At 62.2% G+C, this 20,937-nt stretch carries 18 protein-coding genes, 1 tRNA gene and 2 pseudogenes; 7 read left to right on the forward strand and 14 right to left on the reverse strand.

Translation table 11 applies throughout. The features are described 5' to 3' along the window. Positions 1 to 87: 87 nt before the first annotated feature. Positions 88 to 1,596, reverse strand: a complete 1,509-nt coding sequence (locus ACNQPL_RS22050; RefSeq protein WP_416467917.1) for a YdgA family protein — start codon at positions 1,594 to 1,596, stop codon at positions 88 to 90. Between the two features lie 553 nt (positions 1,597 to 2,149). Here ACNQPL_RS22050 and ACNQPL_RS22055 point away from each other — a divergent pair. The 4 genes and pseudogenes from ACNQPL_RS22055 to ACNQPL_RS22070 all read left to right on the forward strand — a co-directional run bounded on the left by ACNQPL_RS22055 (position 2,150) and on the right by ACNQPL_RS22070 (position 6,939). Beyond that, positions 2,150 to 3,502: an APC family permease gene (locus ACNQPL_RS22055; protein ID WP_416467918.1), complete on the forward strand. Its 1,353-nt coding sequence runs from the start codon at positions 2,150 to 2,152 to the stop codon at positions 3,500 to 3,502. A 300-nt stretch (positions 3,503 to 3,802) separates the two neighbouring features. After that, positions 3,803 to 4,792 (forward strand): annotated as a pseudogene (locus ACNQPL_RS22060) (HAMP domain-containing protein); the annotation flags it as partial. Between the two features lie 102 nt (positions 4,793 to 4,894). Then, positions 4,895 to 5,650: a methyl-accepting chemotaxis protein gene (locus ACNQPL_RS22065; protein ID WP_387528831.1), complete on the forward strand. Its 756-nt coding sequence runs from the start codon at positions 4,895 to 4,897 to the stop codon at positions 5,648 to 5,650. A gap of 329 nt (positions 5,651 to 5,979) precedes the next feature. After that, positions 5,980 to 6,939 (forward strand): cation diffusion facilitator family transporter, encoded by a 960-nt coding sequence (locus tag ACNQPL_RS22070; protein WP_416467919.1) that lies wholly within the window; start codon positions 5,980 to 5,982, stop codon positions 6,937 to 6,939. A gap of 1 nt (position 6,940) precedes the next feature. On the opposite strand, the gene ACNQPL_RS22075 is transcribed toward ACNQPL_RS22070, so the two are convergent. The 3 genes from ACNQPL_RS22075 to ACNQPL_RS22085 are packed head-to-tail and all read right to left on the reverse strand — an operon-like array spanning position 6,941 to position 11,663. Further along, positions 6,941 to 8,287 (reverse strand): TolC family protein, encoded by a 1,347-nt coding sequence (locus ACNQPL_RS22075; protein WP_416467920.1) that lies wholly within the window; start codon positions 8,285 to 8,287, stop codon positions 6,941 to 6,943. Continuing rightward, complete coding sequence (locus ACNQPL_RS22080) at positions 8,284 to 10,410, reverse strand: peptidase domain-containing ABC transporter (RefSeq protein ID WP_346611725.1); 2,127 nt, start codon at positions 10,408 to 10,410, stop codon at positions 8,284 to 8,286. The genes ACNQPL_RS22075 and ACNQPL_RS22080 overlap by 4 nt, the downstream gene beginning before the upstream one ends. After that, positions 10,407 to 11,663 carry an HlyD family secretion protein gene (locus tag ACNQPL_RS22085; protein WP_346611726.1) on the reverse strand — a complete coding sequence of 419 codons (1,257 nt, stop codon included), beginning with the start codon at positions 11,661 to 11,663 and terminating at the stop codon, positions 10,407 to 10,409. Before ACNQPL_RS22085 ends, ACNQPL_RS22080 begins: the two co-directional genes overlap by 4 nt. Before the next feature lie 255 nt (positions 11,664 to 11,918). Here ACNQPL_RS22085 and ACNQPL_RS22090 point away from each other — a divergent pair, with 255 nt between their 5' ends. From ACNQPL_RS22090 to ACNQPL_RS22100, 3 genes and pseudogenes are all read left to right on the forward strand, one after another. Next, positions 11,919 to 12,110 (forward strand): hypothetical protein, encoded by a 192-nt coding sequence (locus ACNQPL_RS22090; protein WP_416467921.1) that lies wholly within the window; start codon positions 11,919 to 11,921, stop codon positions 12,108 to 12,110. A gap of 35 nt (positions 12,111 to 12,145) precedes the next feature. Beyond that, a complete protein-coding gene (locus tag ACNQPL_RS22095) occupies positions 12,146 to 12,349 on the forward strand; it encodes a hypothetical protein (protein ID WP_416467922.1) in 204 nt (67 codons plus the stop codon). A 130-nt stretch (positions 12,350 to 12,479) separates the two neighbouring features. Next, a pseudogene (locus ACNQPL_RS22100) lies at positions 12,480 to 13,055 on the forward strand (hypothetical protein); the annotation flags it as partial. 865 nt (positions 13,056 to 13,920) lie between these two features. Here ACNQPL_RS22100 and ACNQPL_RS22105 read toward each other — a convergent pair. The 10 genes from ACNQPL_RS22105 to ybgC all read right to left on the reverse strand — a co-directional run bounded on the left by ACNQPL_RS22105 (position 13,921) and on the right by ybgC (position 20,920). Continuing rightward, positions 13,921 to 13,996: transfer RNA gene (locus ACNQPL_RS22105), tRNA-Lys, on the reverse strand. A gap of 61 nt (positions 13,997 to 14,057) precedes the next feature. Then, a complete protein-coding gene (queC, locus tag ACNQPL_RS22110; RefSeq protein WP_387528599.1) occupies positions 14,058 to 14,732 on the reverse strand; it encodes a 7-cyano-7-deazaguanine synthase QueC in 675 nt (224 codons plus the stop codon). A 16-nt stretch (positions 14,733 to 14,748) separates the two neighbouring features. Further along, positions 14,749 to 15,396, reverse strand: a complete 648-nt coding sequence (gene queE / locus ACNQPL_RS22115) for a 7-carboxy-7-deazaguanine synthase QueE (RefSeq protein WP_416467923.1) — start codon at positions 15,394 to 15,396, stop codon at positions 14,749 to 14,751. Positions 15,397 to 15,554: 158 nt separating this feature from the next. Further along, positions 15,555 to 16,370: a tol-pal system protein YbgF gene (gene ybgF, locus ACNQPL_RS22120; RefSeq protein ID WP_346611731.1), complete on the reverse strand. Its 816-nt coding sequence runs from the start codon at positions 16,368 to 16,370 to the stop codon at positions 15,555 to 15,557. A 6-nt stretch (positions 16,371 to 16,376) separates the two neighbouring features. Continuing rightward, the gene (gene pal / locus ACNQPL_RS22125) at positions 16,377 to 16,874 is read right to left on the reverse strand and encodes a peptidoglycan-associated lipoprotein Pal (protein ID WP_008090230.1); all 498 of its coding nucleotides are present in this window, start codon (positions 16,872 to 16,874) and stop codon (positions 16,377 to 16,379) included. Between the two features lie 54 nt (positions 16,875 to 16,928). Next, positions 16,929 to 18,230, reverse strand: coding sequence for a Tol-Pal system beta propeller repeat protein TolB (gene tolB / locus ACNQPL_RS22130; RefSeq protein ID WP_346611732.1), 1,302 nt, complete (start codon positions 18,228 to 18,230; stop codon positions 16,929 to 16,931). Next, on the reverse strand, positions 18,227 to 19,303 hold the full coding sequence (tolA, locus tag ACNQPL_RS22135; protein ID WP_346611733.1) for a cell envelope integrity protein TolA: 1,077 nt from the start codon (positions 19,301 to 19,303) through the stop codon (positions 18,227 to 18,229). Before tolA ends, tolB begins: the two co-directional genes overlap by 4 nt. After that, positions 19,303 to 19,755, reverse strand: a complete 453-nt coding sequence (tolR, locus tag ACNQPL_RS22140) for a protein TolR (RefSeq protein WP_012273765.1) — start codon at positions 19,753 to 19,755, stop codon at positions 19,303 to 19,305. The genes tolA and tolR overlap by 1 nt, the downstream gene beginning before the upstream one ends. Before the next feature lie 14 nt (positions 19,756 to 19,769). Continuing rightward, positions 19,770 to 20,465 (reverse strand): protein TolQ, encoded by a 696-nt coding sequence (gene tolQ, locus ACNQPL_RS22145; RefSeq protein ID WP_008090219.1) that lies wholly within the window; start codon positions 20,463 to 20,465, stop codon positions 19,770 to 19,772. A gap of 2 nt (positions 20,466 to 20,467) precedes the next feature. After that, on the reverse strand, positions 20,468 to 20,920 hold the full coding sequence (gene ybgC, locus ACNQPL_RS22150; protein WP_387528584.1) for a tol-pal system-associated acyl-CoA thioesterase: 453 nt from the start codon (positions 20,918 to 20,920) through the stop codon (positions 20,468 to 20,470). Between the last annotated feature and the right edge of the window lie 17 nt (positions 20,921 to 20,937).

The following is a 20,937-nucleotide window of genomic DNA, read 5'->3' on the forward strand; positions in this document are numbered from 1 at the left end:
CCCACAGGTACTACACCATTCTCAAGGGCAGTGTTGTACCTGCAGGAGCCGGCTTGCCGGCGATGAGGCCGGTACAGGCTCGATCAATCAGCCCTGCGGCTGCATCGCAGCAAAGTGCGCAGCCAGGATCATGGCGAACTCCTCGACGGTCATCTTCTTGCCGTTGAAGTCGACCATGCCATCGGCATAGTGCAGGCTCGACACCACATCATCACCCTGCACCGTGGCCATGCCGCTCTGCAGCGCCATCATGCCGACCATCTCACCGGCCTGGCTGGACTGCATGGCAATCGCCTGGGCATCGCTCTGGCCTTCCAGCAGGGCCTGCAAGGTCGCCAGGTCACCGATCATCGGCTTGGACAACGACAGCTTGCTCTTCACCTGGGTAATCAGCTGCTTGCTCAACTGGTCTGGCGGCAGGTCGAAGGACGTCGGGCTGGCAAAGTCCATCGACAGGTTGAAGCGGCTCTCGCCATTGGCCGTCTTGAACGACAGGTTCTCCACCGCCACCTGCGGCTTGGACGCCAGCAGTTGCTTCAGGTCGCCCTGGAACTTGGCCTTCTCCGCTTCACCCATCTGGATTTCCGGCAACGGCTGGCCGGCAGCGGCGGCTTGCTGGAACTCCGGCATATGCGCCTGGTACCACTGCGACAGCGATTGCAGGGCCGGGGCGTTGATCGACTTGATGCTCACCGCCATCTGCCCGCTGCCTACCGCGCGGCCATCCCAGGTGATGTCCGCCACCTTGTAATCCACGCGCCCGCCCACGGTGTCGGGGCCGTCCAGCGCTTGCAGCGCGTTTTGCTCCAGGCCCTTGAGCAGCAGCACCTGCTGCTTGGGCCCGAGCGTGACCTTGGCTTCGGCCAAGTGCAGATCCACATTACCGACATAGATCGCGTCGTGCTGGGTGGATGCCAGGTTGCCGCCGACTTCAAGGCCCTTCAACTCGAATGTGGCCGGGGGGTGATCTTCGCCCACCAGCTTCATCTCGAAGCGGTCGGCAGTCCCCTGGAACTTCGACGCCTTGCCTTCGTTGTCGCCGCTTATCGCCAGGCGCATACCCGAGAAATCAAGGGTGCTGCCGTTGTCCTCGGTCAGCTTGACCGGCGCAACCAGGATATTGCCATCGACATTGCCGCCAAAGCCCAGGCTGGTCTGCGAGGTAATCGGGGCCTTGTCGCCCGCTGCGGCGAACCACGGCGCGGTGAAGTCGTCCTTGTCCAGCGCACTGTTACTGGCCGCCAGCACCGGCATCAGCTTGAACGCCTTGACCCGCGACCAGGGGAATGGGCCGTGCTCGATCTGGTCGGTGACGCCCACCTCGAAGTTGACCGTCTGGCCATCGGACAAGTGGATGTCGCTGGCTTTGACGCGGTAGTGCGCAGTGCTGCTGAAGAAATGCTGCTCCAGCGAGGCCACTTCGATGGTCATGTTGCCACCCACACCGACCAGGGCCTTCTTCAGCTGGGCATTGGCACGGCCGACGGATTGCTCCAGCTGCGCAGGCAGTTGCTTGCCGGTGTACCAGGCGCCAGCGGTGGTGACGACGGCGATGGCGATGGCCAGGCCGGAGAGGATGCCTACTGATTTCTTCATGAATTGAACCGATTGATGTCCATATGGGAGGGTGGGCAGCCAGCCGGCCGCGCGGGTGCAAAATAGTATCACCCCCGCCTTGGCCAAGTGCTCGCCACCGAGGCGAATTCGCATATTTAGGAAGCATCCGACACGCAACGACGAAACGCCCTATTCGTAAAATTTTACGAACATTCGCATCGATCGAAACCGCAAAAAACCGCGCATAAAGCGAACAAAACGACCTTTAAATCGATAAATATTTCAATTTAGTAACATCTTGTCATGTTTAACTTGACACCCACCTACCCATCGTTTTTTATTTTCACCACCTTGCCCAGCGCCACTCCACGAAGAAGAACAGACGCGCCGACATGATGCCTCACCGCCCCTGCCCGCACGCTCCACCTTCCTAGCCCAGGCTCTGCCAGCTCGACAGCGGCGCATCGCCTGCGCCTATCTCTGCTCCAACAATAAAATACAGGTGAACACATGGAGCCCACCCGCTCGCCCTCGTCGCATGCGCATACCCCCTCGCCCGCCGTTCACGCTCAACAGCAGGAGCCATGCCAGCATGCAGCCTGATCACAGCGCCACCGGCAACGGCCAACTCCGTAAAACCCTGCGCCTCTGGCACGTGATCATCATCGGCCTCGCCTACCTGACGCCGATGACCGTGTTCGACACCTTCGGCATCGTTTCCGGGATTACCGCAGGCCACGTGCCCAGCGCGTACCTGCTGGCGCTGGCCGGCATCCTGTTCACTGCAGTGAGCTATGGCACCCTGGTGCGCCGCTTCCCGCAGTCCGGCTCGGCCTACACCTACACCCAGCGCGCGATCAACCCGCATGTGGGTTTCCTGGTCGGCTGGTCGTCGCTGCTCGATTACCTGCTGCTGCCGATGGTCAATGCCCTGCTGGCAAAACTGTACCTGTCGGCGATGTTCCCCGAAGTGCCGGCGTGGATCTGGGTAGCCGCCTTCGTCACGCTGATCAGCCTGATCAACATGCGCAGCGTCAACCTGGTCGCGCACTTCAACTTGCTGTTCGTGGCGGTGCAGGTGGCGATCATCGCCGTGTTCATCTACCTGTGCGTGCGCGGCCTGGACCATGGTGAAGGCCTGGGCACGGCGTGGAGCCTGCAACCGTTCGGCGACGGCCAGACCCAACTGAGCGCCCTGGCGGCCGGTGCGACCATCCTGTGCTTCTCGTTCCTGGGCTTCGACGCGGTCACCTGCCTGTCGGAAGAAACCCGCGACCCGAGCAAGACCATCCCACGGGCGATCTTCCTTACTGCACTGATCGGCGGCCTGGTGTTCATCACCGTGTCGTACTTCATCCAGGCTTACTTCCCGACCATGTCGCGCTTCCACGACCAGGAAGCCGCCCTGCCGGAAATCGCCCTGTATGTGGGGGGCAAGCTGTTCCAGTCGGTCTTCATTGCCTGCACCGTGATCAACACCATCGCGTCGGGCCTGGCCTCGCAGACCAGCGTGTCGCGCCTGCTGTACGTGATGGGCCGCGACAAGGTAATCCCGGCCGGCATCTTTGCCCGCCTGCACCCGCGTTACAAAACCCCGGTGATGAACATTGCGGTCGTCGGGCTGATTTCGCTGTCGGCGATCTTCTTCGACCTGGTCACCGCCACCTCGATCATCAACTTCGGTGCACTGGTGGCGTTCAGCTTCGTCAACTTGTCGGTGATCAACCATTGCTACCTGCGTGAAGGCAATCGCCGGGGCCTGATGAACAAGCTGAAGTACCTGGTGCTGCCGACCATCGGCTTTTGCATCATCGTCTCGCTGTGGCTTGACCTGAACGAGCATTCACTGATGTTCGGTGGTATCTGGGCGGCGCTGGGCGTGGCGTACCTGGCTTGGCTGACCAAAGCCTTCACCGCCGCGCCACCGAAGTATGTCGCTGAATGACCGCCTCAGAATGACCCTTGCTGCCGACAACGCCCGCGCCTGAACGCGGGCGTTGTTCATGATCGAAAAGGAAAAGCCCACATGCCGCTGCGTCGCCTCTCCATCCAGTGGAAGATCACCCTGCTCGCCGGCCTCTGCCTGCTGGCCATCGTCGCCCTGCTGGTGGCCACCTCGCTGGCCCAGGCGCAGCGCAGTGCAGCCCTGGTCAGCCAGGCCAACAGCGAAATGCTCGAACACAGCGCGCGCCTGCGCCTGCAGGCCCATGCCGAAACCCAGACACTGCGTATCCAGCGCTACTTCATGGACGCCTACCAGTACGCCAACGGTTTTGCCCGCCTGGTGCAAGTGCTCAAGGCGCACGGCGGCGATGACCTGCGTGCCGAACTGACCCGCCAGGCCCGCGCCAGCCTGGCCGGCAACCCGGATGTGATCGGCCTGTACCTGGTGTTTCAGCAAAACGCGCTGGACCAGCAGGACAGCCAGTTCGTCGCCCAGCAAGCCCTGGGCAGCAACGACAGCGGGCGCTTCTCGCTGTACTGGTCGCAACCCTCCCCAGGCACCCTGGAGCGCGAGGCGATGCCTGAGTCGATGCTCGCCGACAGCACGGTTGGCGCCAACGGTGCGGCACAGAACCGCTGGCTGACCTGCCCGCAGGAAACCGCCAAGGCCTGCGTGCTGGAGCCGTACCTCGACGAGGTCAATGGCCGCCAGGTACTGATGACCAGCATCGCCCTGCCCCTGCTGGAAAACGGCAAGGTGGTGGGCGTGGTCGGCCTGGATATCGGCCTGGACAACCTGCAGCAACTGAGCCTGGAGGGGCGTCAGGAACTGTTCGACGGCCAGGGCGAGGTCAGCATCGTCAGCAACAGCGGCCTGCTCGCCGGGCACAGCCGCGATGCCAGCAAGCTGGCCAGGCCACTGGCCAACGACGTGGCGAAGGGCCTGCTGCGTGTCGGCCGCCCGTTCGCGCCAATCCCCGGCGCGGCGCCCTGGCAGGTGCTGCTGGAGCTGCCGGAGGCCGTGCTGCAAGCGCCGGCCGCGGCCCTGAACCAGCGCCTCGACGAACACAACCAGGGCGCCAACCTGACCAGCCTGCTGATCGGCCTGGGCGCTGCCGTGGTTGGCCTGCTGCTGGTCTGGCTGACCGCGCGCGGGGTAACCCGGCCGATCCTGGCCGTGGCCGCACGCCTTGAAGACATCGCCAGCGGCGAAGGTGACCTGACCCGCCGCCTGGACTACGCCCGTCAGGACGAACTGGGCCAGCTGAGCGGCTGGTTCAACCGCTTCCTCGACAAGCTGCAACCGGTGATCGCCCAGGTCAAAGGTTCGCTGCATGAAGCCCGCGGCACCGCCGACCAGTCTGCAGCCATTGCCAGCCAGACCAGCAACGGCATGCAGCAGCAACAGCGTGAGATCGAACAGGTTGCCACGGCCGCCAACGAGATGAGCGCTACCGCCCAGGATGTCGCCCATAACGCGGCGCAAGCGGCCCAGGCCGCACGGGGCGCCGACCAGGCCAGCCGTGAGGGCCTGCAGTTGATCGCCAGTACCCGCCAGGCCATCGACAACCTGGCGGTGGGGATGAATGCCGCCATGGACGAGGCCCGCGCCCTGGAAAACCGCAGCGAGCAGATCGGTTCGGTGCTCGAGGTCATCCGTGCGATTGCCGAGCAGACCAACTTGCTGGCACTCAATGCCGCCATCGAAGCCGCCCGCGCAGGTGAAGCCGGGCGTGGTTTTGCCGTGGTCGCCGACGAGGTACGCAGCCTGGCGCAGCGCACCCAGGTGTCGGTGGAAGAGATTCGCCAGGTGATCGAAGGCCTGCAGCAAGGCACCCAGGATGTGGTGGGTGCGATGCATGAAGGCCAGCGCCAGGCACAGGCCAGCGCAACACGCATGGAGCAGGCGCTGCCGGCGCTGCAGCGGATCGCAGAAGCGGTGGCGGTGATCAGCGACATGAACCTGCAGATCGCTTCGGCGGCCGAAGAGCAGAGCGCGGTGGCTGAAGAAGTGAACCGTAACGTGGCCGGCATTCGTGATGTGACAGAATCGCTGTCGGGCCAGGCGGATGAGTCGGCACGTATCAGCCAGGCGCTGAACCGGCTGGCCAACCAGCAGCAAGCATTGATGGAGCAGTTTCGCGTCTAGGCTGCACTGGCCTATCGCCGGCAGGCCGGCTCTCATAGAACAAACGCTAACTTACTGATTTGCCGGGGATCCTGTAGGAGCGGCTGCAGCCGCGAACACCGGCGAAGCCGGTGCCATCCACCGCGGCGCCTGCTTCGCGGCTGAAGCCGCTCCTACAGGGTATGCGGCGCGCTCGCGGGCTTTGTTCTCTGCGCGACAGCGCAGCCCGGAGGGCTGGGTAATCTCCCGCAGGAAACCACAGCCTTCAAGGCCGGCGCTGTACCTGTGGGAGCCGGCTTGCCGGCGATAGGGCCAGTACAGTCAACCCACCTTTAGAAAGAGTTTTACCCATGGATAGACCAAACAAATCACCCTTCTTCGACGTCACCAGCGAACAGGGCCTGCTACGCACCTCGATTGCCGTCACCCTGTTCATCGCCACCATCGGCATCGCCTTCGGCCTGGCCTCCGGTTCGTTCTCGATCATCTTCGACGGCGTCTACTCGCTGGTCGATGCCAGCATGAGCGGCCTGTCGCTGGTGGTGGTCAAGCTGATCACCTCGCACGCCACCAGCCTGCAACTGTCGCGCAAGCTGCGCGAGCGCTTCACCATGGGCTTCTGGCACCTCGAGCCGATGGTGCTCGCCCTCAACGGCATCCTGCTCAGCGGCGTTGCCCTCTACGCCCTGATCAACGCCGTCAGCAGCGTGCTCGAAGGCGGCCGCCACCTGGAGTTCGGGATTGCCATGGTGTACGCGGTACTGACCGTGATCGCCTGCGCGACCATCGCCGTGGTCGAGGCCCGCGCCAACCGCAAGCTGAACTCGGACTTCGTGCGCATGGACGTCAAGGGCTGGGTGATGTCGGCCAGCATCACCGCGGCCTTGCTGATCGCCTTCTGCTTCGGCTTTGCCGTGCAGGGTACGCAGTGGGAATGGGTGTCGCCGTACATCGACCCGGCGGTGCTGGCGCTGGTGTGCCTGGTGATCATTCCGCTGCCGCTGTCGGTGGTGCGCCAGGCCATGTCGGAAATCTTCCTGGTGACCCCCAACGACCTCAAGCAGCACGTCGATAACGTCGCCCAGCAGTTCGTCCTCAAGCACGGCCTGCAGTCGTACAAGGCCTACGTGGCCAAGGTTGGGCGCTCGCGGGAGATCGAGCTGTACTTCATCGTGCCGACCGACATGCCCGCGCGGTCCATCGCGCACTGGGACGCCCTGCGCGACGAGATTGGCGATGCGGTCGGCGGCGAGGGCCCGGACCGCTGGATCACCGTGGTCTTCACCGGCGACCCGGCCTGGGCGCAGTGACCTACCGGCCCAGCTCGCCCAGGTCGGCGGCCAGCTGCAGCCGGGCGGTGTACCAGTCCACCACCGACCCGACCCGCCGCTGCTGCGCGGCGGCCAGGTCGTTCTGGGCATTGAGCAGCTCGATGATGCTGCCGACGCCAGCCTTGTAGCGCCCCAACGCCACCCGGTGCGACTGGCTGGCACTGGCGACCAGGCGCCGGCTGATGGACAACGCCTGGGTCCGCGCCGCCAGGGCCTGACGGCTGCGCCAGACACTCAGGGCAATGGTCCGCTCGGCGGTGCGCACGTCCTGTTCACGCGCCCCGGCCTCCTCCTCGGCGGCACGCGCTCGGCGCCGGGAGAGAAAGCCGTCGAATATCGGTACGCTGACCTGCACACCGACCGTCCAGGTTTCGATCTGTTGGCGTGAAGCCACTTGGTCGACCGGTGTGTCGTCATGCCGGTAATTGCTGTACAGCGATACCGTCGGGCGCCCCTGGGCCCGCTCCGCCTCTGCCCTGGCCAGGCTGGATGACCACTGGGCACGCGCTGTTTCAACGGACGGATGGGTTTGCCGCGCCTGCTCCATCAGTGCATCCACGCTCTGCATGAAGCGTTGCTCCTCGCCGTTCGGTTCATCCAGCGCCTCCAGCCGCAGCCGCGCCGATGGCGAGAGGTTGACCGCGCTCGCCAGCGCGCCCTCGGCAGTGGCCAGGTCGCCTTCGGCCAGCACCCGTTCAAGCTGGGCCTGCTCGTAGGTGGTCTGCGCCTGCAGGCGGTCGGCCTGCTCGCCTGCGCCCGCCTGGTGCTTGGCCGTGGTGACCCGCAGGCTGTCTGCCGCCAAGGCTTCGATGCTCTGCCGCGCCTGCAGCAACGCGCGGTTGGCCTGCACCTGGTAGAACGCCTTGCTGGTATTGAGCACCACCGCCTGGATCTTCTCCACCCGGCTGCTGCTGGCTGCGTTCAACAGTTGCCGGGCGCTTTCCACCCTCGCCTCGCGCAAGCCGAAGTCATACAGCACCCAGTTGAGGCTCAGGCCGTAGCCGCTGGTACGGGCATTCAGGCTGGAGTCTGCCTCGGGAAAACCGTCGTAGCGCGTCTTGCGGTTGGCCCTGCCGCTGCTGGCCACGCCTTGCAAAGTGGGCCAGTACGCCGAGCGCTCGGCATCCATGCTGGCCTGGCTGCTCAATTGCGTGCGCCAGGCTGCCGCGACCTCAGGGTCGGCGCACAGCGCCATGGCCACGGCCCGCGCCAGTGCCAGCGCTTCATCAGGGCGCAATGGGCCGGGGCAGGCCTGAAGTGGCTGCTCGGCCACGCAGTGCATGCTCAGTAGGGCAAGCCCGGCTGCCAGCGCCCATCGCCTGATCATGGCGCGGCGCCCGGCTCACGGCTGTCACTCGTCACCCGGCCATCGGCCAATACCAGCACGCGCTGCGCCGAACGTATGGTGTCCGGCCGATGGGCAACGATCACCCGGGTGATGTTCAACGCCTGCAGCGCATGGTTGACCGCAGCTTCGCGCTGGATGTCCAGGTGGCTGGTCGCCTCGTCGAGAAACAACAGCCGCGGCCGCCGGTACAGCGCACGGGCCAGCAGGATGCGCTGCTTCTGCCCACCCGACAGCACCGTGCCCATGTCGCCGACCAGGGTGTTGTAACCCATGGGCATGCGCGCGACATCGTCATGCACCGCTGCCATGCGGGCGCACTGCTCGACCCAGGCCTGGTCGGCATCGTTGGCGAAAAAGCTGATGTTGTCGCCGATCGAACCTGCAAACAGCACATCGTCCTGCAACACCGTGGCACTGATACGCCGCAGCCGGTCGACGGTCGACGCATCGATCGGCTCGCCGTCCAGCAGCACCTGCCCGTCGACAGGGGGCAAAATGCCAAGCATCACATTGAGCAACGTGGTCTTGCCGCAGCCTGAAGGCCCGACGATGGCCACCGACTCGCCCGGCTCGATCACCAGGGACACCCCGTCGAGTACCCAGGGCTCGTGATCGGAATAGCGGAACCTGAGCTGGCGCACTTCCAGGCGCGGCACCCGGTCCGTGACAGGCACCAATGCCGGCGCCGATTGTGGCTCTGCTGTTTCCAGCACGATATCCGCCAGCCGCTCGCCATGCAGGCGCAGCATGATCACATCCACCAGCTTGTCGATAAGGCCGGCGACGCGGCTGTTGAACTGGTCCTTGTAGGCATTGAAGGCGATCAGCATGCCAGCACTGAACACGCCGTCGATCACCTGCCTGGCACCGAGCCAGAGCACCAGCAGCGTGACGCTGCCGAACAGCAGGCCATTGAAGGTGCGGTACAGCAACTGCAGCTTCTGCGGCTGCAGGCCGGCATTGATTTCGTCCACCAGCAAGCCGCTCCAGGCAGTGGCACGTTGCTCCTGGTGGGCGAACAGCTTGAGCGTACGCACGCCACGCATCGTCTCGAGGAAGTAACTTTGCTGCTTGGCGGCGCGCACCAGTTCGTCTTCGCTGGCCCGCCGCAACGGCCCGAACCAGGCCCAGCGCGCCAGCGCATAAAGCACCATGGCGGTAACCGCGATCATCGCCAGCGGCGGGCTGTAGACGAACATCAACACCAGCGTTACCACAGTCATCAGCCCATCGAGCAACGCTTCGATGAATGAGGTGGTCAGTGTGCGCTGGATGGCCTTGAGCGAGCCGAAACGCGAAATGATGTCGCCCAGGTGCCGCCGTTCGAAGTACGCCACCGGCAGGCGCACCAGGTGGTTGAAGACATTGATCTGCCACTGGCTGCCGAGTAGCGTGCCGAGGTACATGAGCGCCCAGGAGCGGCCCAGCGACAACACCTGCTGGGCAACCAGCAGCAGGCCGAAGCCCAGCGCCAGCACCGCCAGCAGGTCGAGGTCGGCGCTGACCAGTACCTTGTCGATGACTGTTTGCAGAAAGAACGGCGCAAGGATCATGCACAGCTCCAGCGCCATGCCCAGCAACAGCACGTGCCCGAGCACCCCGCCAAAGCCCTGGACCTTACCCAGCAGCCGGCGCAGGGAAACCTGGCTTTTCACTTCGCCTGGCTGAAAGTCACTGTGTGGCCAAAGCTCCAGGGCAATACCGGTAAACGACGCCGACACCTCGGCAAGGCTCAGCTTGCGTATGCCCCGGGCCGGGTCGTGCAGCACCACGCCGCGTGGGCCGACCTCCTTGAGCACGACGAAGTGGTTGAACTCCCAATGCAGGATGCAGGGCAACCGTAGCTGCGCCAGCGCCTCCAGCTCCAGGCGCAGCGGCCGCGTGGCCAGGCCCAGCTGGCCAGCCATGGCCATCAGTTGCTTGAGCGTTGCGCCCTTCATTGACGGCGACAGCTTGTGCCGCAGGGAATGCATGTCATGCACCTGGCCATGGTAAGCGGCGATCATCGCCAGGCAGGCCTGGCCGCACTCTGCGGCCTCGACCTGAAGCATCACAGGCAGCTTGCGGCCCATGCCGAAGCTCAGGGACTGGGAGATGGTCACAGGCGTTTTCCTATGCCGCGCAAGGGTTCGAGCAGCCATTCGTAGAGCGGCAGGTTTTCCAGCATGATGTCGGCGTCCAGCTGCATGCCAGAGCGCAACCGCTCTTCCCTGCCCCTGGCAAACAGGCTTTGCCGGTCGAGTGCGACCTTGACCCGATATAACGGCCCTTGCTCGCGCAAGGCATCGGTGGCGGCGCCCACGGTCATGATCTCGTCGGCCGGCAACGCACTGCGCGACACCGAGGCAACGGTGCCGCGGGCGAGGCCGAAGTGCTGGTAGGGGTAGGCCTGGTAACGCAGCAACACTTCATGCCCCGGGCGCACGAAGCCCGCCGAACGGCTTGGTACGTACAGCTCGGCATAGAGCGGGCTGTCTTGCGGCACCAGGCTGAACAGCGGGCGGCTGACATCGGCGCGTGAACCATTGACCACGCCCATGGCCGTCACCTCACCGGCAGCTGGCGCGGTAATCACCACCTGGCGCTTGACCTCGCTCTCGAGCAGGTTGCTTTCGCTGTCGATCAACCGGCGCTCGAGGTCGGCCAGCTGTTTGGTCTGGTTGTAGGGAAGCTCGGCGAGTTCGGCGCGCACTGCAGCGCTGTCGTTGCGCAGTGCCAGCAGTGAGCGGTGCAGCTCCTCGGCGCGCAGGCGCACTTCCAGCACGGCGTCCTGCTTGGCCTGCAGCAGGTCACGCGAGACAAAGTCCTGACGTTGCAATTCGGCATACCGTTCGGCGATGCCTTGCGCCAACGCCAGGCGCTGGCGCGTCAGCGCGATCTGCGCGGTAACCTTTTCCTGCTCGCCCTGCAGCATGCTCAGGCGGCGCTGCTTGCCCTCACGCTCCTGCTGGTGGAGCACGCGGGTCTCGGCTATCTCGTCAGCCAGGCTGCTGTTGCGCCGCGCGATCAGGCGGCTGATGGCAACCTGGTTGGCGCCAGCGTCGCCGCTTTGGGTATCGCTGACCAGCGTCAGCAAGGTCGCCCCAGCCTGGACGTGCTGGCCATCACTGACCAGCAAACCCTGCACCACCCCGACCTGGGGTGCGAACACCTTGATCAGGCCGCCCTCGGGCACCAGCACCCCAGTCACGGCTTCGCGCCGGGTATAACTGGCAAACGTCAGGAACAGCACCAGCACCACACAAAACAGCAGCGCGCAGGCACTGGCCACCCGCAACGATGGCGGCGATATCAAAATGACGCTGCCCAGGTCCTTCTGCGCCCCTGATTGCAGTGCTTCCTTTCGAAATAGCATTCCCTGGCCTACGGTGCTGGCAGATGCGAAGTGGCCTCGCTGCAGATCCGGCTGCGAAGCACCGCCAGCCTAAACAAGCTGGCCTGCGCTAACACTAGTACAGATGTGCTAGCCGAGCTGCGCACCGGACAGTGGCACCTGGACATTAGGCCACCCGTTCTATTGCCCCTTTGTACTGTCCGTCCACATGATTCCCCGAGCCCATCGCCTGGGCTCCCAATGACGGAACAACAAAACTGGAACGAGGACGCAATCATGAACACCGCATCGAGTGCCCTGCGCGCGTTGAATGAACAGGAACTGGATCAAGTCAGTGGTGGCCTGTCAGCCTTTGGCTATTACGTGGACGTCGACCTGGTCAATTATGGCGACGGCGAAAAGGTCCATGTGAGCTGGGGCGAGGAAGGGGGCTCCTACAACTACGTCGAAGTCAACGTGGGCTGCTGATCGGCCAATGGCTGATTACCGAGAGGGCACAAGGCATGAACTGCACGACGCATGCAATTCGAACGCTTGGCGAAGAGGAACTGCAACAGGTCAGCGGTGGGGCTTCACTCTTTGGCTACTTCGTTGAAGTCGACACGGTCAACTATGGCAATGGCGACAGCCTGGTGGTGAGCTGGGGGAAAGAGGGTGAATCCTGGGACTACGCCCAATTTGAATTGGGAACCAACAAACCGGAGTGACCCAGGCCGCACGTTCTGCCAACCCAGAACGACAAAGCCCGCCACCGTTTCCGGTAGCGGGCTTTGACTTGTTGCGTATGGTGGGTCGTGTAGGATTCGAACCTACGACCAATTGTTCACAATACAATTGAACCTCGGCTCTGGCACCTTGAGTGCCCGCGACGCGTTTTATGCCAAGCGCACCGCTTTGTTCATGAAGCTCGAAAAGCAGTTGAGAAACATCGCCGCGTACGGTTCAGGGTTACGTAACCAAGGAAAGGTAAAGCAGGCATTGGGCATCTCGACCCGCAGTTACCTCCACACGGGCGAGATCGCCGGCTATGCCGACAAGGTATCAGGTGTTGCCAAGGCATCCACTCTGGTCAAGAAAGGCACGTACATCGGTACTGCGCTGGATGTAGCAGCCACAGGCTTGTCGATTCATAAAGCCTGCACAATGGGCCGAGAGGACCAGTGCCGCCGCGCCAAGTATGTTGAAAGCTCTTCATTGATGGGTAGCCTGGGGGGCGGAAGCCTCGGAGGGTACGCGGGAGGTACAGCAGGGACTGGTATTTGCGTAGTTGTTCTGGGGGTGAGTACAGGCGGCCCAGGAGCACTGGCTTGTGCTGTGATAGGCGGTGCAGTAGGCGGCAAAATCTTCGGTGACATTGGGGGCTGGGGTGGTGAGATGGTGGGTGATTACTTATATCGTGAGGTCTCGGAGTGAATGGAGTTGACCCTGGGTTGATTGCGCTGCTGATCCTTGCGCCTATGATTCTGGCTATGATCGTGCAGTGTTATATCGCACATAGATATACTGAGCGCTTTGAGTCTTTTCTTACGAATTGTACGTACGTGACCGGCAATAAAAAAATATTCCAGCATGCAGGTTTACTGGGCAAAGTCATGCGCACGGGGTCGGTCTCTCTGGTACTGGCCATACCCAGGATCTTTCTGCGCAGAGGTTTAATTGACTTTAATGAAGTTAAACGTTTCCCGCCCAACATGAGACGATTGTTGGTGAGCATGTTAGGCATCCACATCGTGCTGCTCACCGCGCTAACCATTTTTTACTACGTATATCATTGAAACTTAGTTGAGCAGATTTGCGCTCCTACAACTGGGCTCCTACACGACTAGGGATGGGTTGGACCTAGCCCCTTATAGGCTGGCCTTGGAATCCATGCAGCCGCTCAGAGGCTTCTTCCGACCCAGTGCGCTGATGGACATTGCGCCACCTCCAAACATCACCGGATCGCATAGGTGGAGCTGGCGCCTCACCTTCATGAAATTCATTTGGGAGGATGCCGAGCCGGTAGGGCTGACTGTGGCGGTAAATGAATGGTCTGCTTCAGCTACAAAGCTGTTTTGCAAAGGCATCTGTCCGGGACCGCCACGAGCGGGCAGAACTCTGGTACCGCAAGGCGGTTTAATTGATTAGACCAACGAAAAAGCCCGCAAACCAGTGACGGCTGCGGGCTATTTCATAGTTACATCACTCTGAAGCGCGCCTAAGGTTCGCTCCAGACGGCAGCACGACTAGATTGGCAGTGAACGGCATTGCCTTAGTAGTACATACGAACCGCTGTATATGGTGGGTCGTGTAGGATTCGAACCTACGACCAATTGGTTAAAAGCCAACTGCTCTACCAACTGAGCTAACGACCCGCTGGATGGCGCGTATAATACTGATTTCTAACGAGAAATCAACACCCCATCAAAACTTTTTTCAAAAATAACGCGTCGGGTCGTCTACGCCGGCGGCCTTGAAGCCGTCAGCGCGCAAGCGGCAGCTGTCACACTTGCCGCAGGCGCGGCCTTGATCATCGGCCTGGTAGCACGAAACGGTCAGGCTGTAGTCCACGCCACGGGCCAGCCCGGCTTGCACGATCTGCGCCTTGCTCAGGTTCTGCAAGGGTGCCTGGATACGGAAGCCCTGCCCCTCGACACCGGCCTTGGTCGCAAGGTTTGCCATGCGCTCGAACGCCTCGACGAACTCCGGGCGGCAATCCGGGTAGCCGGAATAGTCGACGGCATTGACCCCGATGAAGATGTCACGGGCTTCCAGCACTTCTGCCCAGCCCAGGGCCAGGGACAGGAATACCGTGTTGCGTGCCGGCACGTAGGTTACCGGGATGCCCTCACCTGGGGTTTCCGGCACATCGATGCTGCTGTCGGTCAGGGCCGAGCCGCCGATACCATCGAGGTTCAGGCCGATCACCTTATGCTCGACCACGCCCAGGTCGCGGGCGACGCGTGCGGCGGCGTCCAGCTCGGCACGGTGGCGCTGGCCATAGTCGAAGCTCATGGTGTAGCAGCTGTAGCCTTCGGCCTTGGCCATGGCTACGACGGTGGCCGAATCGAGGCCGCCAGACAGCAGGATTACCGCGCGTTTCTCAGTCATGTGCTTTTACTCTCAATCAACGTCCGGGTTCGTCGTTCCACAGCAGCTTGTGCAGCTGCAGCTGGAAACGCACGGGCAGGTTGTCGGCAACGATCCAGTCGGCCAAGTCGCTTGCGCTTACCTGGTGATGACTTGGCGAAAACAGCACCTCACCGGCGCGCTCGGCCAGGTTGTACTGGATCAGCTTGGAGACGGCCCAGTCATAGTCCTCGCGCGAACAGATGACGAACTTGACCTGGTCATTGCGGGTCAGCTGCTCGATGTTCTCGTAGCGGTTGCGGTGGGACTCTTCGGACCCTGGGGTCTTGAGGTCGACCACACGGCTGACGCGCACATCGGTGGCCGAGATATCCAGGGCACCACTGGTTTCCAGCGAAACCTCGTAACCGGCATCGCACAGGCGCTGCAGCAGCGGCAAGGCATTGGGCTGGGCCAGCGGCTCGCCACCCGTCACGCAGACGTAGCGGGGCTTGAAGCCAGCCACCTGCTCCATGATCGAATCGAGGGTGCGGATAGTGCCGCCTGTGAAGGCATAGGCACTGTCGCAGTACTGGCAGCGCAGGGGGCAACCGGTCAGGCGCACGAATACCGTGGGCAGCCCAGCCGTTCGTGTTTCACCCTGCAAAGAGTAAAAGACTTCGGTGATGCGTAATGTGTCTTGCATGATCGCCACGGGCGAGACAGCTGAACAGGCTGTCCGCCTCCGTCAGGCACTGTCGCGGACTCGACATGGCGTTATCCGCGGCAGCGTGTTTAAGAAAAGGGCAGTGATTCTAACGAAAAAACCCGCGACTGGCGCGGGTTTCTTTCGAACGGTGCTGCTTAGAGCTTCTGCAGGTCGCGTTGCGCCAGTTGCGCGGCAGAGGTGCCGGGGTACTGGGTGATGACCTGCTGCAGGATGCCCTTGACCTTGTCGGTGTGGCCCATACGGCGCTCGACATCGGCCAGCTTGTACAGCGAATCCGGCACCTTGCTGTGTTTCGGGTACTTCTGGCTGACCTGGGCAAAGGCCTGGCTGGCGGCTGGCAGGTCGCCCTTGGCCAGGTTCACTTCACCCAGCCAGTACTGCGCGTTGCCGGCGTACTGGCTGTTTGGGTACTTGCGCAGGAAGGCGTTGAACGCCTGGCTGGCCTTGTCGAAGTCCTTCTGCTTGATCAGGTCGAAAGCCGCGTCGTAATAGAGCTTCTCTTTCGCCGGATCGCCCGGTTCGCTGTTGGCGGCCGGTTGTTGCGCAGCAGCGCCAGCGGCGCCTGCTGCTGCACCGGCGGCGGCATCGGGTGCACCACCGGTGGAGGAATTGTCGGGGGTCGCGGCAGGCGCGCCACCACTGTTGATGCGACGGTCCAGGTCCTGGTATCGCTCCAGGTTTTCCTGCTTCATGCGCGACACATCGTTTTGCAGCTCTTCGATGATGCCTTGCTGGCGGGAAAGCTGGTCCTGCATCTGTTGCAGCTGCATGAACAGCTGGCCCTGTGCTGAGGCAGGGGTCGAAGCCCCTGCCCCGGCATAGGCGCCGCTCGTGCCATAACCCGAAGGTGGATACCCACCTGCGTTGTCATCTACTACAGGAACCGCAGCCCACGCTGAAAGCGGAAGGCTGAGTGCGAGGACGGTTACAACACGACGGCACATTCGCATGGGAACTTACTTACGCAGTTCTACGCGACGGTTCTGAGCCCAGGACTGCTCGTCGTTGCCGGTGGCAACTGGACGCTCTTCGCCGTAGGAGACCAGTTCCAGCTGAGCAGGGGAAACGCCCTGCAGAACCAGGTAACGCTGAACGGCTTTGGCACGACGCTCACCCAGAGCCATGTTGTACTCGCGGGTGCCGCGCTCGTCAGTGTTGCCTTCCAGAACAACACGGTTGCCGTTGGACTTCAGGTCCTTGGCGTGAACGTCCAGAGCGCGCATGGCTTCTGGCTTCAGGTCCGAGCTGTCGTATTCGAAGTAGAAGGTGGTGATTGCGCGCAGGGCGGCTTCTTCGCTCAGGGAGCCATCGACAGCGCCAGTGTTGGCACCGTAGCCAGCGTTCGGGTCAACAGCGCCTTCACCAGCATTGTCACCGCCCTTCGAGGAGCAACCTACAGCTACAGCCATGGCCAGAGCCAGCGCAGCAAATTTACCAAACTTCAGCATTTCCATCGTGAAACTCCTAATGAAACCCCAGTGTGTTAAGCAAAACGTATTACGCCGCAATCAGTTCAGGTAAGGGGACCAGGACGGTTCTCTGACTTCGCCTTGAGCGGTAGGAAGTGGGAGCCTCACGCGGCCATTAAGCGACACGAGCATCAAGACTCCCCGGCCCTGCTGGCGGGTGGCGTAGATTAGCATGGTGCCGTTTGGCGCAACAGTGGGAGACTCATCAAGACTTGTTTCCGTGAGAATCTTTACACTTCCGCGCTGCAAGTCCTGTGCCGCCACTTTGAAGTTGGTGAAACCTTGCTGGCGATGGATCATTACCAGGGTCTTTTCGTCCGCCGACAGTTTCGGGTTGGCGTTGTAGTTACCGACGAAAGTCACGCGCTCTGCACTACCACCGCTGACCGACTGTTTGTAGATCTGCGGCTTGCCGCCACGGTCGGAGGTGAAGTACAGGGTGTTGCCATCCTTGCCCCAGAACGGTTCGGTATTGATACCCGGGCCGGCAGTGACACGGCTGATCTGGCGCGAGGCCACGTTCATGACATAGATGTCCGGGTTGCCGTCTTTCGACAGCACGAACGCCAGGCGCGAACCGTCAGGCGACCAGGCCGGCGCACCGTTCAGGCCTTCGAAGTTGGTGACCTGCTCGCGGCGACCGGTATCGATGTGCTGAACGAAGATGCGCGGGCGCTTCTGCTCGAACGAGACATAGGCGATACGCTTGCCATCCGGCGCGAAGCGCGGCGACAGGATCGGCTCGCGCGACTGCAGCAGGGTCACTGCGCGCGCACCGTCGTAGTCCGAACGCTGCAGGGTGTAGCGGGTGTTGTTGGTCGAGAAGCGCTCGGCAGTCACGTACAGCATGCGGGTGGAGAACGCACCCTTGATGCCGGTGAGCTTCTCGAACGACTGGTCGGCAATATAGTGCGACATGTCGCGCAGCTGGTCGGCGGTGCCAGCGACGCTACCGGTCAGCACTTGCTGCTCGGTGGCGACGTTGAACAGCGCGTACTGCACCTGCAGGCGGCCACCCGACGGGGTGATGCTGCCGACCATCACATACTGGGCGCCCAGGGCTTTCCAGTCACGGAAGATGACTTCGCTGGCCTGGGAAGGCTGGCTGATCATGTTCTGCCGCGGGATCGGCGAGTAGTAGCCGGAGTTGCGCAGGTCGTTACCGATGATATCGGCCATGTCTTCTGGCAGCACGCTGCCACCCTGCACACCGAACGGCACCACCGCGATGGGCGTGGCCCGATCGCTGCCGCTGGTGACCAGGATGTTCTTTTCGTCTGCCATGGCCATGCCTGCCACGCAGCACAGCATGACCAGCAGTCCTCGAAGGAGAGTAATCACAACGCTAGATCCTCAGGAGTAAATGTCATCTTGAACGAACGATACCTGTTGAAATCGCTCGGCTTCATACCCTGCATTTCGGTCAGACGACCGATGTTCTTCATTGCTGCCACCGCCGAACTGTCAAACGGGCCGTCGCCACTGGAGCGCAACACACTGACATTGGTAATGGTGCCATCCGGCAGCATGTTGACCTGCAGGACTACCGTCATGCCTTTACGCGCGGAAGGTGGACGCGCCCAGCCTTCAGCCGCGCGCATACGGATCAGGTCGTCGAAATCGCCGGCCACCTGGTCACCTTGCTCGTCGGCCAGGGCCTGCTGCCGCTCGGTGGTGTCAGACAACAGCTCGGCCAGGGCCTGGGCTTTTTTGTCTTCCGCCGACTTGCGGGCCGCTTCCTGTGCCTTCTTCTTCTGGGCATCTGCCGCGGCCTTTTTCTTGGCCTCTTCAGCTGCCTTCTTCTTCGCATCCTCGGCCGCCGCTTTTTTCTTGGCGTCTTCGGCTGCTTTCTTCTTGGCCTCTTCGGCCGCCTTTTTCTTGGCGTCCTCGGCGGCTTGTTTCTTGGCTTCTTCGTCGGCCTGTTTCTTGGCCTCTTCCTCAGCCTTTTTCTTGGCGATGTCGGCCTGCTGCTTTTCAGCCGCCTTCTTCGCTTCGTCAGCCTTCTTGGCTTCGGCGGCTTTTTTGGCCTCGGTGGCCTTGGCAGCTTCCTCGGCTTTTTTAGCCTCGGCAGCTTCGCGGGCCTCCTCGGCCTTTTGAGCGGCGTCGGCTTTCTTTTGTTCCGCAGCCTTCACGGCTTCCTGCTCGACCTTCTTCTGCTCCAGCTGCTCGACTTCCGTCTGGCGCGAGGCGGTTTTCTTCGCTTCCCCGGCAATCTTCTGATTGGTCTGGGTAGTCGCCTGGCTCTTGGACTTGAGCTGATACAGAGTAGCCTGAACGATCGGCTTGGAAGGCGGCAATTCTGGCGTCATGGCAAAACTGACGAACAGCATTGCGAACACCAGTACATGCAGGCCGATGGCCCAGACACTGGGCCAGAAGTAGCTTTCCGAGGCGGATGGCTCTCGCTGTTGCATCAGGGCGCCTCGGTAATCAGGCCAACGTTACCGACACCGGCCTTCTGCAACCCGCCCATGGCGCCCATGACGGCGCCGTAGTCGACAGCCTTGTCGCCACGAATGAAGACCTGGGTCTGCTTGCCCTGGTCGCGACCGGCGGCAATGATCTTGGTCACCGCGTTGGTCATGTCGGGCAAGGTCATGGCCTTGTCCATCTGCTTGTCGGTGTCGACTTCGCTGCCGAGGTTCCAGTAATAGGTCTTGTCGGCCTTGATGGAGATGGTAAGGATCTGGACGTTGTTGTCCTGCGGCAAGGCTTCGCTGGAAACCTTGGGCAGGTCGACCTTCACGCCCTGGTTGAGCATGGGGGCCGTCACCATGAAGATGACCAGCAGTACCAGCATCACGTCGATGTAGGGCACCACGTTCATCTCGGCGACCGGCTTGCGTTTGTGGCGAACTCGGGCCATGGGCTTCTACCTGATTACTCTTCGCTGGTGTGCACTTTGCGGTGCAGGATCGCCTGGAACTCGTCGGCGAAGGTGTAGTAACGACCGATCAGCACTTCACTGCGTGCGGCGAAACGGTTGTAGGCGATGACCGCCGGGATTGCCGCGAACAGGCCGATGGCGGTGGCGATCAGCGCTTCGGCTATACCCGGGGCAACGGTGGCCAGGGTGGCCTGCTGAGCACTGGCCAGGCCGCGGAAGGAGTTCATGATGCCCCATACGGTACCGAACAGGCCGATGTACGGGCTGGTCGAACCGACGGTGGCAAGGAACGGCAGGCTCTGCTCGAGCTTTTCTTCCTCACGCGAGATAGCCACGCGCATGGCGCGGCCTACGCCTTCCATGACTGCGTCCGGGTCCACGCCCGGCTGCTGACGCAGACGCGAGAACTCTTTGAAGCCGGCACGGAAGACCTGCTCCACGCCCGAATCCGGGTCAGGGTTGCTGCCTGCCTGACGATACAGCTTCGACAGGTCGATGCCCGACCAGAAGCGCTCTTCAAAGGCATCCAGCGCACGACGACCGGCGCGCAGCATGGTGCTGCGCTGGAAGATCATGATCCATGAGGTGACCGAGGCGGCCACGAGGATCAGCATTACCAGCTGTACCACCACGCTGGCATTGCTGACCAGACTCCACATGGAGGTATGGTCGACGACGTTAGCTTCCACGCTTATTCTCCTGCATTCGATTGAGTACCCGAGCCGTCCGCCATAAAGGCGTCGCGCAGCTGGGGGGGTATGGCTCGGGGTTTGAAAGTGTCGGCGCGCACGGCGGCCACCAGGAACTGCCCCTCGCAGAGCAGTGTTTCATCCTTTTCCCGCCAGACCTGCTGTACGAAACGCAGGCTGGCGCGATTGAGTTCAAGTACTTGCGCGGTTACCCGCAGCTCATCGTCCAGCCGCGCCGGCGCGTGATAGCGCGCCTCGCTGGAATGGACGACGAACAACAGGTTCTCGCCGGCCAGCTGCTGCTGGGAAAACCCCAGGTGTCGCAGCCGCTCGGTGCGCGCGCGCTCCATGAATTTCAGGTAGTTGACGTAATACACCACGCCACCGGCGTCGGTATCCTCGTAATAGACGCGACAACGGTGTGCGAAAGATTCCAGGCCATTTTGCGCGCGCATACTCTAGTGCTTACTCC

Origin of the sequence: Pseudomonas sp. LFS044 (assembly GCF_047978245.1) — a bacterium.
In the GTDB taxonomy this organism is placed as follows: domain Bacteria; phylum Pseudomonadota; class Gammaproteobacteria; order Pseudomonadales; family Pseudomonadaceae; genus Aquipseudomonas.